Annotated in this window: 1 rRNA gene; it reads left to right on the forward strand. The window is 50.6% G+C overall.

What is annotated here, in order from left to right:
• Nucleotides 1-1189 (forward strand): 23S ribosomal RNA (locus tag HMPREF2658_RS12325); the annotation flags it as partial.

Below are 1189 nucleotides of genomic sequence, written 5' to 3' on the forward strand. Positions count from 1 at the left end.
ACCACCAGCTAAGGTCCCAAAATATATGTTAAGTGGAAAAGGATGTGGCGTTGCCCAGACAACTAGGATGTTGGCTTAGAAGCAGCCATCATTTAAAGAGTGCGTAATAGCTCACTAGTCGAGTGACACTGCGCCGAAAATGTACCGGGGCTAAACATATTACCGAAGCTGTGGATTGTCCTTTGGACAATGGTAGGAGAGCGTTCTAAGGGCGTTGAAGCATGATCGTAAGGACATGTGGAGCGCTTAGAAGTGAGAATGCCGGTGTGAGTAGCGAAAGACGGGTGAGAATCCCGTCCACCGATTGACTAAGGTTTCCAGAGGAAGGCTCGTCCGCTCTGGGTTAGTCGGGTCCTAAGCTGAGGCCGACAGGCGTAGGCGATGGATAACAGGTTGATATTCCTGTACCACCTATAATCGTTTTAATCGATGGGGGGACGCAGTAGGATAGGCGAAGCGTGCGATTGGATTGCACGTCTAAGCAGTAAGGCTGAGTATTAGGCAAATCCGGTACTCGTTAAGGCTGAGCTGTGATGGGGAGAAGACATTGTGTCTTCGAGTCGTTGATTTCACACTGCCGAGAAAAGCCTCTAGATAGAAAATAGGTGCCCGTACCGCAAACCGACACAGGTAGTCAAGATGAGAATTCTAAGGTGAGCGAGCGAACTCTCGTTAAGGAACTCGGCAAAATGACCCCGTAACTTCGGGAGAAGGGGTGCTCTTTAGGGTTAACGCCCAGAAGAGCCGCAGTGAATAGGCCCAAGCGACTGTTTATCAAAAACACAGGTCTCTGCTAAACCGTAAGGTGATGTATAGGGGCTGACGCCTGCCCGGTGCTGGAAGGTTAAGAGGAGTGGTTAGCTTCTGCGAAGCTACGAATCGAAGCCCCAGTAAACGGCGGCCGTAACTATAACGGTCCTAAGGTAGCGAAATTCCTTGTCGGGTAAGTTCCGACCCGCACGAAAGGCGTAACGATTTGGGCACTGTCTCAACGAGAGACTCGGTGAAATCATAGTACCTGTGAAGATGCAGGTTACCCGCGACAGGACGGAAAGACCCCGTGGAGCTTTACTGTAGCCTGATATTGAAATTCGGCACAGCTTGTACAGGATAGGTAGGAGCCTTTGAAACGTGAGCGCTAGCTTACGTGGAGGCGCTGGTGGGATACTACCCTAGCTGTGTTGGCTTT

The organism is Staphylococcus sp. HMSC062H10 (assembly GCF_001836945.1).
In the GTDB taxonomy this organism is placed as follows: Bacteria; Bacillota; Bacilli; order Staphylococcales; family Staphylococcaceae; genus Staphylococcus; species Staphylococcus aureus.